This window comes from Brevibacillus sp. FW306-2-1A-C05A, assembly GCF_058781555.1.
Window position 1 is genome coordinate 159811 of the sequence record NZ_JBYSWV010000001.1, and the last position, 14292, is coordinate 174102.

The 14292-nt window shown below is 52.9% G+C and carries 16 protein-coding genes; all 16 read right to left on the minus strand.

The features are described from left to right. Positions 1-6 precede the first annotated feature (6 nt). From AC3WJN_RS00825 to AC3WJN_RS00900, 16 genes are read right to left on the minus strand one after another with little or no spacing between them, the layout of a single operon-like run. Positions 7-795: a FliA/WhiG family RNA polymerase sigma factor gene (locus AC3WJN_RS00825; protein ID WP_005834208.1), complete on the minus strand. Its 789-nt coding sequence runs from the start codon at positions 793-795 to the stop codon at positions 7-9. Positions 796-811: 16 nt separating this feature from the next. Continuing rightward, positions 812-1201 carry a hypothetical protein gene (locus AC3WJN_RS00830; protein ID WP_005834211.1) on the minus strand — a complete coding sequence of 130 codons (390 nt, stop codon included), beginning with the start codon at positions 1199-1201 and terminating at the stop codon, positions 812-814. A gap of 2 nt (positions 1202-1203) precedes the next feature. After that, positions 1204-1689: a chemotaxis protein CheD gene (locus AC3WJN_RS00835; protein ID WP_005834213.1), complete on the minus strand. Its 486-nt coding sequence runs from the start codon at positions 1687-1689 to the stop codon at positions 1204-1206. After that, a complete protein-coding gene (locus AC3WJN_RS00840) occupies positions 1676-2302 on the minus strand; it encodes a chemotaxis protein CheC (protein ID WP_005834215.1) in 627 nt (208 codons plus the stop codon). The genes AC3WJN_RS00835 and AC3WJN_RS00840 overlap by 14 nt, the downstream gene beginning before the upstream one ends. A gap of 5 nt (positions 2303-2307) precedes the next feature. After that, positions 2308-2784 (minus strand): chemotaxis protein CheW, encoded by a 477-nt coding sequence (locus AC3WJN_RS00845; protein ID WP_492329208.1) that lies wholly within the window; start codon positions 2782-2784, stop codon positions 2308-2310. Positions 2785-2800: 16 nt separating this feature from the next. Then, positions 2801-4846: a chemotaxis protein CheW gene (locus AC3WJN_RS00850; protein WP_433947645.1), complete on the minus strand. Its 2046-nt coding sequence runs from the start codon at positions 4844-4846 to the stop codon at positions 2801-2803. Between the two features lie 20 nt (positions 4847-4866). Continuing rightward, positions 4867-5982, minus strand: coding sequence for a protein-glutamate methylesterase/protein-glutamine glutaminase (locus AC3WJN_RS00855; protein ID WP_005834221.1), 1116 nt, complete (start codon positions 5980-5982; stop codon positions 4867-4869). A 31-nt stretch (positions 5983-6013) separates the two neighbouring features. Beyond that, the gene (locus AC3WJN_RS00860; protein ID WP_005834223.1) at positions 6014-6880 is read right to left on the minus strand and encodes a MinD/ParA family protein; all 867 of its coding nucleotides are present in this window, start codon (positions 6878-6880) and stop codon (positions 6014-6016) included. A gap of 5 nt (positions 6881-6885) precedes the next feature. Then, a complete protein-coding gene (gene flhF / locus AC3WJN_RS00865; RefSeq protein WP_007777789.1) occupies positions 6886-8232 on the minus strand; it encodes a flagellar biosynthesis GTPase FlhF in 1347 nt (448 codons plus the stop codon). After that, entirely contained in the window at positions 8229-10271 is a 2043-nt protein-coding gene (flhA, locus tag AC3WJN_RS00870; protein WP_005834227.1) for a flagellar biosynthesis protein FlhA, read from the minus strand. Before flhA ends, flhF begins: the two co-directional genes overlap by 4 nt. A 19-nt stretch (positions 10272-10290) precedes the next feature. Then, on the minus strand, positions 10291-11388 hold the full coding sequence (gene flhB / locus AC3WJN_RS00875) for a flagellar biosynthesis protein FlhB (RefSeq protein ID WP_005834229.1): 1098 nt from the start codon (positions 11386-11388) through the stop codon (positions 10291-10293). Further along, the gene (gene fliR / locus AC3WJN_RS00880; protein WP_007777786.1) at positions 11385-12167 is read right to left on the minus strand and encodes a flagellar biosynthetic protein FliR; all 783 of its coding nucleotides are present in this window, start codon (positions 12165-12167) and stop codon (positions 11385-11387) included. The genes flhB and fliR overlap by 4 nt, the downstream gene beginning before the upstream one ends. 3 nt (positions 12168-12170) lie before the next feature. Continuing rightward, positions 12171-12440, minus strand: coding sequence for a flagellar biosynthesis protein FliQ (gene fliQ / locus AC3WJN_RS00885; protein WP_005834233.1), 270 nt, complete (start codon positions 12438-12440; stop codon positions 12171-12173). A gap of 31 nt (positions 12441-12471) precedes the next feature. Beyond that, positions 12472-13233 (minus strand): flagellar type III secretion system pore protein FliP, encoded by a 762-nt coding sequence (gene fliP / locus AC3WJN_RS00890; RefSeq protein ID WP_005834235.1) that lies wholly within the window; start codon positions 13231-13233, stop codon positions 12472-12474. Continuing rightward, the gene (locus tag AC3WJN_RS00895; RefSeq protein WP_007777782.1) at positions 13230-13910 is read right to left on the minus strand and encodes a flagellar biosynthetic protein FliO; all 681 of its coding nucleotides are present in this window, start codon (positions 13908-13910) and stop codon (positions 13230-13232) included. The genes fliP and AC3WJN_RS00895 overlap by 4 nt, the downstream gene beginning before the upstream one ends. Continuing rightward, positions 13910-14272 (minus strand): response regulator, encoded by a 363-nt coding sequence (locus AC3WJN_RS00900; protein WP_005834238.1) that lies wholly within the window; start codon positions 14270-14272, stop codon positions 13910-13912. The genes AC3WJN_RS00895 and AC3WJN_RS00900 overlap by 1 nt, the downstream gene beginning before the upstream one ends. Between the last annotated feature and the right edge of the window lie 20 nt (positions 14273-14292).

The following is a 14292-nucleotide window of genomic DNA, read 5'->3' on the forward strand; positions in this document are numbered from 1 at the left end:
TTACGTTTACATCAATTGCGACTTCCATCTCGACAAGGCGGAACGAAGCCGGAAAAGAGCCTTCGAATGAAGCTGGGAGATCCGTGAAGGTGACAAGCTCATGATTTCAGCGATTTCGGACAGCGTCATCTCCTCGAAGTAAAACAGGGAGACGACGAGTCTTTCCTTCTCTGGAAGCTTGTCGATTACACCTACTAGCACTTCTTTCAAGCTGCCGACTTCTGCTACCGTTTCCGGTCGCGGAGTCAGCTCGTCCACGATGTAGGAATGTCTTGCGGTCTTCTGCTCGTCCTCTTCCCCCACTGCCTCGTCAATGGAAACCATGCTGGCCAAAGAGGTTTCCAGAAACACCTGCTGCAGATCTTTTTCGCTTATTCCGAGATATTCGGAAACTTCCTGATCGGTTGGCATTCGCAGCATTTTCTGCTCCAAGGTGGTGTACGCTTCTTCGATTTTTTTGGCCTTGTCCCGAACGGTGCGAGGGATCCAGTCATTTTCACGCAGGCCGTCAATCATGGCTCCGCGAATGCGCCACATGGCATATGTCTCGAATTGCAGTCCCCGCGTATGATCGAATTTGGCCAAAGCGTCCAGCAACCCAAATCGTCCGTAGCTGATTAAGTCATCCTTGTCCACGTTAGCCGGCAAATTGATGGCCAGCCGATTTGCCACCTTGTCCACCAGCGGCAAAAACTTGGTGATGAGATCAACTTCCGCTTCGCGACTGCCCTCTTGCTTCCACATGACCCATTTATCGAACTCTTTTGCTTTTTCTTGACTGGTTAGCCGTGCCACGAATAGTCACCAACCTTTACTCATCTGTTAAGCGCCTAACGACCTCTGCAACGGTGGCTGGATCCTCAGTAGGAGGTACCGCCTCCAGCTTGGTGAAGGAGAGCGGAGAAAATGCTTCCTCTGCCGCCGTCTCACCCGTTTGTTCTGTCGGCTTCGCCTCTGTCCCGCCTTCAGCCAGAGGAGCGGTTGACTCCTCTGGTCCTTCTGCTGTCACGGACTGGCCTGGTGTCTCGGTGACGAGAGCCAGAACAAAGCGGATCGGAAAAGCGGCAAGGAAGAATATCACCAGAGCAATGACGGCCCGCTCCAGAGAGACAAGCCAGACATTACTCGCAAGTGCCGTGCAAAATGTGATGACAAAAGCGAGCAACCCCATGCCTGCATTTATCCAAATGGTTCCCAACATTCTTATACTTCCTTCACACCTTGATTTACCGTACGGATTTGAAGAACCCCACTGGTGGCATCCATCTCTATTGTCCGACCGCAGTTTCCCCCTGTATCTTCTGCCACGATTCTAATGTGAGCTTCCTTCAAAGCCTGTTTGCAAGCCTCGACATTTCTAGGCCCAATCCGCATGGTGTCGCTGCTTCCGAGAAAGGCAAACATCTGTGCTCCACCCGCGATTTTGGCGACGATATTCCGGGTTTGGGCACCTGCTTTTTCCATCAACTCGATCAGATGGGGAATCGCTGTATCGGCGTACTTCCCGATCGTCACCTCCCCGCTTTTGGCCAGCGAAGACTCCGGAAGCATAACGTGTGCCATCCCTGCAATTTTATGGATATGATCGTAGAGGACAACCCCTACGCAAGAACCCAGACCTGTGGTTCGTAGCTTGCTCGGTGGCTTTGCCACACCGAGGTCGGCCATACCTATCTTAATAATCTCCATCGAACGGAACCCCTAATGAACGAAATAGAATAGGAAGCGATTCAGGATCAGGGATAAGGAAAAAGTTCCCTTTGACTTTTTCATTGCCTTCAAAAAAAGCTGTGTCAATCGTGAGGGCAAAGTCACCCGCTTGACCCAACGCTATTAATCCGTAGCTGAGAATCGCTCCAGCCATATCCACAGCGAGCGCAGGTACAGAAGGCTGCAGGTTGAGCTGTGTGAAATCTGCCAGTGAGGAGAGATAGGACCCAGTCAAAATATTGCCGATCTCGTGAAGAGCCGAAATTTCCAGCTCTTCCCAATCATAAACATCCTTGTTGATCCCCGTAATTTGTTCCAGCAGATGTCTCGCAGAGTCCAGGTCGAGAATGAAAAACATGTTTCCTGGACAATCGCCTTCAACTCGTAAAAAGACGGTAACGACAACCGCTTCCGCGCCACCGACACAATCCGCCACTTCGTCAAACGGTATGATGCTGACCTGAGGCACTTTCATGTCGATCTCTTTTTGCATCAGCTTGGAGAGAGCCGTTGCAGCATGTCCTGCACCGATGTTCCCGATTTCCCGCAGCACATCAAATTGGAAATCCCCAAACTTTGTGAAATAGGCCATCTTTCTTACCCCTCAATTGAGTCCAGTTGTTTGATTTCCTCTGTGCTCAATACTTTATCGAGATTCAACAAAATCAACAGTCGTTTGTCCAGCTTCGCTACTCCGCGCAGACAAGCGGCTTCAACCCCGCCTACAACTTCTGGCGGCGGCTCAATCGCATTGACCGGGATGTCGATGACATCGTTGGCAGCATCCACAATCAAGCCGACTTCCAGTTCGCCTACCGCGACGATGATGATGCGGGTCGATTCGGAATAGAGGCTTTCCTCCAGCCCGAACCGGTTGCGAAGGTCAATGATCGGGGTGACCACTCCGCGCAGGTTGATAACTCCTTTGACGAACTGGGGCGTGCGTGGAACACGGGTGATGTGCTCCAGCTTTTCGATCGATTTTACTTGATTGACTTCTACCCCGTACTCTTCGTCCTTTAACCGAAACACAATCACTTTGACTTCGCTTACGATTTCTTTTTGATCGAGCATGTGGCTGCCCCTCCCTCTACTTAATCAGTGCGTTGCAATCAATGATGAGAGCGACTTGGCCGTCTCCCAGGATCGTTGCACCCGAAATGGCAAAGACGTTGACCAGGTACTTGCCAAGTGATTTGAGGACGATTTCCTGCTGGCCGATAAAGGAATCGACCACAAGCCCGGCCATTTTTTCCCCTTTGCGGACGATGACAACCGCTACTTCATCGTCTTTGTCCGCCCCGTTGTCCGGCACCTGGAAAATGTCCTGCAAGGAAACGAGCGGAACAACGCGTCCCCTGAAGTCGATCACCTTTTGGCGATGAGCCATCATGATCTGGTCTTTCTTGAACACAGCCGTTTCAATAATCGAGGAAAGCGGCACCGCGTACTTCTCGTCTTTTACCTGCACAAGCATCGCAGAAATGATCGAGAGCGTCAGCGGGAGCTGGATCAGGAAAGTCGTTCCTTGTCCGCGAACAGATTCGACACCGACGCTGCCGCCGAGCGATTCGATCTTGGATTTGACGACATCCAGCCCTACGCCGCGGCCGGAAATATCCGAGACCACTTCAGCGGTACTAAAACCCGCTGCGAACAACAGTTCGTGAATTTGCTTATCCGACATGCTATCTGCGTTGGCCGGATTCACAATGCCCCGTTCAATCGCTTTTTTCAGCACTTTTTCCTTGTTGATGCCTGCGCCGTCGTCTTTCACTTCGATAAAGACGTGGTTGCCGCTGTGGAACGCGCGCAGTACGATCGTTCCTTCTTCCGGCTTTCCGGCCATTTTCCGATCTGCCGGCGATTCGATCCCGTGGTCGAGCGAGTTGCGCAACAAGTGGTTGAGCGGGTCCCCGATCTCGTCGATGACGGTGCGATCCAGCTCTGTCTCCGCCCCGATGATTTCCAGATTCACTTTTTTATGTAGCTCCTTCTGCAAATCGCGAATCATGCGCGGGAAGCGATTGAAGACTTGCTCGACGGGAACCATGCGCATCGTCAGGATGATGTTTTGCAAATCTCCGCTGATGCGGCTCATATGCTCCACCGTTTCCTGCAGCTCGCTTTTGCCGATCTCGCGAGCCAACTGCTCCAGACGTCCGCGATCGATTACCAGCTCGCTGAACAGGTTCATCAAAATGTCCAGGCGGTCGATGTCAACGCGGATCGTTTTGCCGCCAGCGGTCGCTTTCTTGGCAGCGGCTGCCTGGGCATTGTCCGGCGCTTTTTTCTCCACAGGCGCGGCTGCTTCCGTCACTACAGGAGCTGGTGGCGCTTCTTTTTTCAATTGAATCGGATCAATCGCAACGTCCTGTATCTCCGAAATGTTGAGAATCGTGCTGCGGACTTTTTCCGCAGACTGCATGGTGACGTAGGCGATCTCGAAAGATTGCTCGAAGCACTCGTTTTCGATATCCTCGACCGACGGCTTCGTCTTGATGACTTCCCCCATCGATTCCAACTGGTCGAACACCATGTAGGCGCGCGCCGCTTTCAGCAGGCAGTTCTCATTCAGCGTGACCTTGATCCACATCACGTTGTTGCCGAGCTCCTTGGACTGCTTCAGCACCATCAGCGCGTAGTCGTCCAGGTCGTGGTCCTCGGCAGGCGTGCCTTCCGCTTGCGCCGCCTCGACTGCTTCCTCTTCCGCTACGGCTGTCGCAGCCGCCGCCACTTCCTGTTCGGCGGAATAATCGCCGGAGACAATCGCCCTCAGCTTTTTCACCGGACCCGATACGTCGGCCGAGCCGTCTCCGCCTTCTGTAATATCGATCACCATGCTTTCGATCAGATCCACGCTTTGAAAGATGACATCCATGATGTCACTGGTGATCGTCAGCTTCTGGTTGCGAATCAGATCGAGCACGTTTTCCGCTTCGTGCGTCAGGCTGGCCATATCTTCGAAGCCCATGGTCGCCGACATCCCTTTCAAGGTGTGCGCCGAACGAAAAATTTCCTTGACGTGCGCAATGTTTCCCGGATCACTTTCCAACAGCAACAAATTGGCGTTGATTGCTTGCAGGTGTTCTTTTGACTCCTCAATAAACATGTCCAAATACTGATTCATATCCATCGGTGATCCACCTCCCAAAATCAGTGCAAGAGCTTGCACAACAGCTCTGGAATTTTTTCTAATGGGGCCACATGATCTGCCAGTCCTGCCTGGATCGCCGCTCGTGGCATCCCGAATACGACACAACTCGACTCGTCTTCGATAATACTGGTAACAGGTCCAAGCTCCTTCATCTGCTTTAGACCTTTGGTCCCATCATTTCCCATGCCTGTCATGATAATTGCCCATTTGTCTACATTTGTCAATCGACTGGCGGATTCAAAAAGGACGTCGACAGAAGGTCTGTGACCTCCCCGCGGCTCTTGCTGGTGCAGGTGGGCCTGCAGCTTTCCATTCGCCTGGTGCACCTCAAAGTGATACCCGCCTGGTGCAATATAGGCTGTGCCCGGCTCAAGCCATTCCCCGTCCGTTACTTCCGTCACACGTATGTGGCATAGGGAGTCGAGCCTTTGCGCCAGCGATTTCGTAAAACCAGCCGGCATGTGCTGCACAATCGCGATCGGTGCCGGGAAGCCAGCCGGGATTGCGGTCAGGACGTTTTGCAGCGCCTTGGGGCCGCCTGTCGACGTTCCCAGCACGACCAGTCTTGCTTTTCCGCTGCTTTGCAGTCGCGGCAAAGCGTTCAGGACAGGCGGCTGTGCCGTTCGCACCGGAGCGGTGGCAGAAGCCGGACTTGGCCGCATTGGCTCTGGCGCGGCAGGTCTGCTCGGTCGCAGCGTCCGGCGCATGTGGCCTTTCGCTACCGCCGCCGCTTTGACCCGCTCGATCAGCCGATCCGCGACTTTGTGAATATCGAGTGAAATCGGGCCAGACGGCTTCGTAATAAAGTCAAAGGCACCCAGTTCCAAAGCCTGAATCGTCGCCTCTGCTCCCTCGCGTGTCAGGCTGCTCAGCATAACCACTGGCACCGGACAGTCTGCCATGAGCTTTTCCAATGCTTCCAGGCCGTTCATGATCGGCATCTCGATGTCCAGTGTGAGGACATCCGGACTGAGTTGTTTGCACTTTTCGATACATTCGAGTCCATTCTTTGCTCGATCAATCACTTCAATCTCGGGATCGCCTGATAAAATGTCGCTAATAACTTTACGCATGAATGCAGAATCATCTGTGACCAGAACTCGAATTTTGCTCAATCGAATGTCACTCCCTTCCTACCTGTTTGCCTTATCGTATGAAGTGTTTCAGCCTCGCAAGAAAACCTTTCAGCCCGCTCGTCATTGCATCTGCATCGGCTGGAGTCTCCAAATACCGGGCTACCAGATTCCGAATGCTTTTTGCGGCTTGCGATTGCGGATATGTAAGTAGAAAAGGACGCTGTTGCTTCACAGCCTTTGATACGTGAGGATCGTCAGAAACATGTCCAAGCGACTGGATGTCCATGTCCAGAAACCGCTTGGCGACCATCGCCAGCTTGTCGGCCGTCATCTTGCCTTCTCTCTCCGAGGAGACGCGATTGATGACCAGGCGGATGACAACCGCAGGGTTGCGGGCGTGGAGCATTTTAATCACGGCGTAAGCGTCCGTAATCGCGGGCGGCTCCGGCGTTGTCACCAGGATGACTTCATCCGACGAGAGCATGAAGCGCAACGACTCCTTCGACAAACCCGCTCCCGTATCAAAAATGATCGTATCCGCATAGCCCTGCAACGGATTCAGGCGGGAAAACAGCCGATCCAGCTTCGGCTCGTCCAGTTGCATGATCTGGGTAAATCCAGACCCGCCCGCAATAAATTCCAGTCCCCCGGGCCCTCGCTCAATGATTTCCCAAACATCAGTGTCCGGCTCAAGCAAGTGGAACAGGTGCTTCTTCGGCGTAATCCCCATCAACACATCGAGGTTGGCAAGGCCGAGATCGACGTCGAACAAGACTGCTTTATGGCCCCGTTCGAGCAATCCAAGCCCAAAATTCAAGCTGAAATTGGACTTGCCAACCCCGCCTTTTCCACTGGTCACGGTCACCAGCCGGGTCGTTTTTTCTCTTGCGCCGGATTGCTGCATGCGCACGCGAAGTTGTTCTGCTTGGTCTCTCATCTAAGTCAATCTCCCATAATCATCGTCGCCGCAAGCTCTGGTGAGGCTGCCACGATATCGTCTGGCACGTTTTGTCCCGTCGTGAAGTAAGAGAGGGCAAGCTTGCTCTCATAGCAAATGTTCAAGATCGAGCCGTAGCTGTTCGTCTCGTCTGCCTTGGTGAAAATGACCTGCTTGGCAGGGACCTCCGCAAAGTTTTCCACGATGGTTTTCATGTCGTTGTACTTCGAGCCGAGACTCAGCACGAGGTAATTCACGCTGTTCTTCCCATGCTCGACCAGCTCGCGAATCCCTTGCACGTATTCATCGTTGCGGAAATTGCGGCCAGCCGTGTCGACAAAAATGAGATCGCAGTCGCTGAGACGCTCCATAGCCGGGGCCATTTCTTTCGGAGAAAACACAACCTCCAGCGGCACATTCAAGATGTTGGCGTACGTCTTCAACTGCTCCACGGCTGCCATCCGGTACGTATCTGCAGTAATAAACCCGATCCGGCGCTTTTCCTTCAGCATGCTGCTGGCTGCCAGCTTGGCGATCGTGGTCGTCTTGCCTACGCCCGTAGGCCCGAAGAAGAAGGCGAACTGGACATTTCGCGGGATGCCTGCTGACTTTGGTGCGTAGGGCGCAAGCATCGACGCAATGATCTTGCGCGTCTCGCGAAAAGCCGCTTCCTCGCTCCATCCGCCCTGAGGTTGCGCCTGCTCCATCAGCTTGCGGATGATTTCCGCCGTCACCTCTTCCGCCGTCTCCTGCCTGACCAGCCGGCTGCGTACTTCCTGTACGGCGGGCGGCAGTTGCTGGCTGAGATCGTTGACCAACAGCTTCTGGAACATTTGCCGCATGTCGCGGACTTCGTTCGCGAGGGCATCGTGCGTCGTGCTGCTGGGAGCTGCCGCGCTTTCCTTTGCCTGCTCGGCGGGAGCTTCTTTGACCGCAACTTCCCTCTGCCGGCTGGCCGGCTGTGCCGCCTCCGCGCGCGTCGCCACAGCAGCCGGGGCAGATGCCGGATTGTCCGGCGTCCTTGGCTCGCTTCGTTGCGGCACCGCTCGCTCAGCGGCTTCTTTTGCCTGGTTGGCTCTGCGATAAGCTTGCTGAGCCGTGTAGGTACCCGTCTGCCCAGTGGAGAAAACGTCCTTCGACCGATGCTCATCCGCGACCGGAGCACTCTCGCGTTCCGTTGCCTTTTCATCGACAGCAGCGATTACTTCGATTTTCTGTTTGCCAAACATACCGAACAATCCGCCTGTCTTGATCGATTTGGAGTTCAGGATGACTGCGTCTATTCCCAGATCGAGCCTGATTTTTTCCATCGCCTCTGGCATCGAATCGACAATGTAACGTTTTACCCTCACGAAATGTTCACCATCCCTACGCTTTGCACTTCAACATTTGGCTCTAGCTCGCTGTACGACAATACAGGAATATCAGGCATCATTCGCTCCACCAACTGACGCAGGTACATGCGAATGGCCGGTGACGCGAGGATGATCGGCTGCTGACCGGAGTTAATCATTTTGCTCACTTCCGCCGACATGCTTTGGAAGATCCGTTGCGACGTCTCTGGGTCCATCGCCAGGTAGCTTCCCTGCTCAGACTGTTCCACCCGCTCGGAGATTGCTTTTTCCAAGCCGGCGCCTGCTGTCAGCACCCGCAAAGGCTGTCCGGGCTCTGTAAACTGCAGCGTAATCTGTCTGGACATCGCCTGTCTTACGTACTCGGTCAGCACTTCCGGGTCTTTTGTAAACATGGCGTGGTCCGCCAACGCTTCGAGAATGACTTGCAGATTGCGAACCGACACTTTTTCACGCAACAGCTTCTGCAGTACTTTTTGCACATCGCCAATCGACAAAAGTCCTGGAATGAGCTCGTCCACCAGTACCGGGGCCACTTCTCGCACGTTGTCGATAAGCGCCCGCGTTTCTTGTCGGCCGAGCAGCTCATGCGCGTGGCGCTTGACCACTTCTGTGAGATGCGTCGCTACGACAGACGGCGGATCGACTACCGTGTAGCCAGACAGCTCGGCAATCTCCTTATTTTCTTCTGTTACCCATAATGCAGGCAATCCAAACGCAGGCTCTACTGTTTCGATCCCGACAATGGAATCATCGTCAATTCCAGGGCTCATGGCGAGGTAGTGATCGAGCAGAATTTCCCCTTTGGCGACCTGGTTGCCTTTGATTTTTATCATGTATTCGTTTGGCCGCAACTGAATATTGTCGCGGATGCGGATGACGGGAACGACGATCCCCATTTCCAGCGCGATCTGTCTGCGAATCATGATGACGCGATCCAGCAGGTCCCCGCCTTGCTTTACGTCAGCGAGCGGAATCAGGCCGTAGCCAAATTCGAACTCGATCGGGTCCACTTGCAAAAGGTTGACCACGCTTTCCGGACTGCGCACTTCTTCGATTTGCTGCTCCTCCACCTTGTCTGCCGATTCCTGAATCTCGATCTTCTGCTTCTTGTCCATCCGCCACGCTGCGTAACCCATGATCCCGGACACCGGCAAAACAGGCAGCAGCCCGATTGGGGTGAACAGGCCAAGCAGCAGCATGCAGCCAGCTACGATGTACAAAAGGCGCGGAAAGGAGAACATTTGCCGGGCGATGTCGTCGCCCAGCCCTTCCCCGGAGGTGGAGCGAGTGACGATGATCCCGGCTGCGGTCGAGATGAGCAGCGCAGGAATCTGGCTGACGAGTGCATCCCCGACCGACATGGTGGTAAAACGGGAAGCAGATTCTTGAAAGCTGAAGCCATGAACAAGCATCCCGATGATGAATCCGCCGATGATGTTCACAATAAAGATGATAATTCCTGCGATGGCGTCCCCTTTGACGAATTTGCTGGCACCATCCATGGCCCCGTAAAAGTCTGCCTCATTTTCGATCTTTTTTCTCCGTACACGCGCTTCTGCTTCTGTAATCATCCCTGCATTCAAGTCCGCGTCGATACTCATTTGCTTCCCTGGCATCGCGTCGAGCGTAAAGCGTGCGGCTACTTCTGCGACACGCTCGGAGCCTTTTGTAATGACGATGAACTGAATGACGATCAGAATCAGAAACACGACGAATCCGACTACCTGGTTCCCACCGACGACAAAGCTGCCAAACGTCTCGATCACTTGTCCGCCTTCCCCATGCGACAAAATGTTCCGCGTCGTGGACACGTTCAAAGCGAGCCGAAACAACGTCGTAATCAAAAGCACTGTCGGAAAAATGGAGAACTCCAGCGTTTCTTTTGTGTACATCGACACAAGCAAAATGGTCAACGCAAGGGAGATATTCAAAATGAGCAGCAAATCAAGAAGCCCAGAAGGGAGTGGGATTACCATCATGACAACAATGCTTATCACAAATAGAATCGTACCAATTTCCTTGAATCGAAATCCCACCGTTCATCCTCCTTCCTCGTTATTTCACTTTCCCTTGCAGCTTGTAGACGTACGCGAGGACTTCCGCGACCGCTTTAAACATCTCTTCGGGAATTTGTTGTCCAATTTCAACCTGACTATAGAGAGCCCGGGCCAGGGGCTTGTTTTCCATCGTAACAATCCGGTGCTTCTTGGCCACCTCTCTGATTTTCAGCGCCAGGTAATCCTGGCCTTTTGCCACTACCGTAGGGGCGCTCATTGCACTGGCATCGTAGCGGATTGCGACGGCAAAGTGGGTCGGGTTCGTAATGATGACGTCCGCTTTCGGCAGCTCTTGCATCATCCGACGCAGCGCCATGCTCCGCTGCCTCTCGCGAATTTTCCCTTTGATTAGCGGGTCCCCTTCCGCCTGCTTGTGCTCGTCTTTAATGTCCTGTTTGGACATCCGCAAATTCTTTTCATGTTCATACCGTTGATAGGCGTAATCCATAATCGCCAGAATGAACAGCAGCAAACCGATGTAAATTCCGAGTTTGGTTACTTCAGTTCCTGTAAAAGACAGGACGCTCCCCAGCGAGAGCAAGGAAAGCTGGGTGACTTGTTCTTTGGCACTCCATAAAATGACGTAAGCCACATACATGCAAGCACTGATTTTCAATAGCGATTTCAGCAATTCGACGAGGGAGCGCATGGAGAAAATGCGTTTGGCTCCTTTGATCGGGTCCAGCTTCTCCAGCTTCATCTGCAGCGGCTCCGTACTAATCATCCAGCCCACCTGCATGTAATTGACGGCGAAGGCGACCAGAAAGGCCAGCCCCAGTACAGGGCCCACGATTTTCAGCGCCTCGAAGGCCATCGACATGACGATGACTTTCAGATTCTCTTCGTTCAACTGCCAGCTCGTAAACGTGATAAGCGCTTCTCGCATCAGGTTCTGGAACGTACTGAGCATGGAAGGCCCGAGCATCATCAGCAAAAAAAAGAACGAAGTCAATACGATGGAAGGAGAAAGATCCTGGCTTTTCGCCACCTGCCCCTTTTTTCGGGCATCCTCCTTTTTCTTGGGAGTCGCCTTCTCCGTTTTTTCGCCGCTAAAAAACTGCAGGTCTACGGGGTAAAGGAACCTCATCTGCGTCATGGTGATCCTCCGAGCGATTTCATCATTTCTGCGAGTGCCCGGAACATGTTGTCAAACAGTCCGTTTAACGTCAGTAAAAAGGCGGGCATGACAACGATCAAGAGCAGAAAGCTGGCAAGCAGTTTGATCGGCAAGCCGACCACAAAAATATTAAACTGCGGGACAGATTTGGCGATAATACCAAGAGAGAGGTCTACCAAAAACAGCGCGACCACGATTGGCGCCGCCATCAAAAACGCGCTCAAAAACATGTTCTGAAACACTTTGACCGCTGTCATCATCGCGCTTTCACTGCCAAAAGCGGCCCACATGCGATCCACCGGAATCGCCTGGTAGCTGCTCATGATCCCGCGCAGCAGCATGTGATGTCCATTGATGCTAAAAAAATACAAAATCGCCAAGATATTCTTGAAGTTCCCCGTCACAGGGATGTAGGCGCCCGTTTTCGGGTCGATCACGTTCGCCATGGCCAGGCCCATTTGCATGTCCATCAGCCCTCCGGCAACCTGGACAGCGACAAACATCAGCTCGCAAATATAGCCGAGAATCAAGCCTACGAGCGCTTCCTTTATCACAAAGAGCATAAACGTCAAATCCAGCGGAATCTGTCCTTGCACCGGCAACGCTTGAAAGCTAATCAAGGCGACGATGAAGGCCAAGCCGATTTTGAACTGGGCAGGCACGCCCCTGATCGCGAAAAAGGGAGCCACTACAAAAAAGGCGCTCATTCTGACAAACACCAGCAAGAAAACAGGCAAATACGTGAGATAAAGGCTCATACGCTATCCGACAAAACGATGCAGGTTTCCGAAGATCCCCATCGTAAAATCTAGCATGACGCGCAGCATCCACGGTCCTACCGCCAAAATGATAATAAACACGGCGACGATCTTCGGAATGAATGCGAGCGTCTGCTCCTGAATTTGCGTGGTTGCCTGAAAAACGCTGACCATCAACCCGACCAGTAAGGCGATCCCGAGCGCGGGCGCCGAAACCAGCAGGATGGTGTAAACAGAGCTTTGGGCAATTTGCATCAGTAATTCCTGTGTCATGCTCTAACCTCCTGGTCCCTTCGGAATGTCGCTAAAAACTGGTCAAAAGGGATTTCACTACTAAGTACCAGCCGTCTACCATAATGAACAGCAAAATTTTGAACGGCAGCGAAATCATGACCGGCGGCAGCATCATCATCCCCATCCCCATCAAAATGCTGGAGATAATCATGTCGATGACCAGAAACGGGATGAAGATCATAAAGCCGATCTGAAAGGCCGTTTTCAGCTCGCTGATCGCATAGGCAGGTACGAGAACAGTAAGCGGAATATCCTGAATCGTCTTCGGTCGCTCCGCTTTCGTAAATTCCAAAAACAGCGCCAAATCTTTTTCGCGCGTCTGCTTGGCCATAAATTCCTTGAACGGAATGACCGCCGCATCGAATGCCTGCTGCTGCGTCAGCTTGCCCTGCATAAATGGTTGCACGGCCGTTTCATTCACTTTGCCCAAAGTCGGGGCCATGATGAAAAACGTCAGAAACAAAGCGAGCGCCACCAGCACCTGGTTGGGCGGCATTTGCTGGGTCGCCAAGGCATTTCGCACAAACGACAAGACAATGACAATTCGCGTAAAACTCGTCATCAACAACAAGATAGCTGGTGCCACTGAGAGCACAGTCAAGATCAGCAACAACTGAATCGCTGAGGATGTCTCCTGTGGTGTCCCAGTGCCGCCGCCGATTTGCAAGTCAATGCTCGGAATTAGCGGTGTTCCTCCTGGCGCGGCTGCCGCCATCTCCGGTACCGCGAGCACTGCGGCAACAAGCACAAGCACCTGTAAAAAATATTTCATTTTCGGTCCCCTCTGTCGGAAACTTCCTCTTTGTCCCACAAGTCGGAGTTGAGTGGTCGATTTTTCACTTTGTCCCACTGCCCTTTCAAAAGCTCCTGAAAGGTTTTTCCGTCCACATCCGAAGAAAACAGCAACTCTTCGTCAGCCTGCTTCTTTTTGCTGAATGGCAGCCAGTTCAGCGATAACGGGTTTTTGATCGGTGCGATTTCCGCATCGGCCAAGATCAGGTCCACCTCTTCCCCCGGTTCGATGCGGCGAAGCAGTTGGACATTCTCTCCCACTCCCACAATGTACAAGGACTCTCCGATCATGACCACCTGCAGCGTCTTCCCGTTGCCAAGGGCTGCCGCACTGATAATTTTGATCGGTCCTTGGCTTTGCCCGACTTGGCGTCGCCCGAGAAAACGGAGCAGGAAAAAGATAAGAACAGCGATAAAGCCGAGTGAAAAAATGACTTGCACCAAATAACCGATCATGCTGCCTGTTCCGCTGCCCGGAATGGCCGCCGGCTGTTCGCCGCCGGCGGGTGCATTGCTCTTGTCTGTATTCCCTTGGTTGTACGCATCGGCTACAGTACCTTCCGCATGGACGGCAATGGGCAGGGCGGAGACAAACAGCACGAGGCTCAGACTGAAGATCCACAAAAGCCTCGTCCCTGCATTCCGGATCTTCATCATTAGCTCAAAGTCTTTTTGATCGCTTCCAGCACGCGATCTGCCTGGAATGGTTTTACGATGAAATCTTTCGCGCCCGCCTGAATCGCATCAATAACCATGGCCTGTTGTCCCATCGCGGAGCACATGATGACGCGTGCGTTCGGATCGAGCTTTTTGATTTCTTTCAGAGCAGAAATGCCATCCATTTCCGGCATGGTAATGTCCATTGTCACCAAATCTGGTCCCAATTCCTTGTACTTCTCAACCGCCTGTGCTCCATCGCTTGCTTCCCCTACGACGCTGTAGCCGTTTTTGGACAAAATCTCCTTAATCATCATACGCATGAATGCTGCATCATCAACGATCAATACTTTGTTTGACATGAATAGATCCTCCCCAATAC